This is a genomic window from Mangrovimonas sp. TPBH4 (assembly GCF_001280505.1).
Lineage (GTDB): Bacteria > Bacteroidota > Bacteroidia > Flavobacteriales > Flavobacteriaceae > Mangrovimonas_A.
In genome coordinates, this window is sequence record NZ_LBIO01000072.1 from 1 (window position 1) to 494 (window position 494).

1 pseudogene is annotated in these 494 nt (G+C 60.1%); it reads right to left on the minus strand.

The window, feature by feature from the left end:
- A pseudogene (locus tag ZA05_RS18395) lies at nt 1–494 on the minus strand (hypothetical protein); the annotation flags it as partial.

A 494-nucleotide genomic window follows, 5' to 3' on the forward strand; every position in this document is an offset into this window, starting at 1 on the left:
ACCACGCTGTGGCAGCCCGTGAGCATGTTCTCCGCCCTGGCATATACCACTTGGGCATTGGCCACGATATTGTCGTAGGGGCTCAAGAGCTCGTTGTCACCGCTCTCGGCGTCCCCCTGGGTCTCATGGTAGGTAATGGCAATGTCAAGCTCCCCGTTGATGATCTCCTGGGTGCGCTCCTCCAAATCGAAGCTCGCATAGCCGTCGTTGTCCCCGTCACACTCCTCCAACGGGGTCGGGTCCGCCTCCGGTGACGGGATAGGGTTCACCCTAAGGTCCAGTATCACCGTGCTGTAGCAGCCCGTGTTGCTGTTCTCCGCCCTTACAAAAATCGTCTGTGGGTTGGCCACGTTGGTATAGGGGCTCACAAGGGCATTGTCCCCGCTCTGCGCATCCGCCATCGTAAGGTGGTAGCTCAGTGCGATCCCCACCTGTCCGCCAAGGATCCCTGCCGTACTGTCCTCCAGCACAAAGGATTCCTGCTCGTCGCCCGG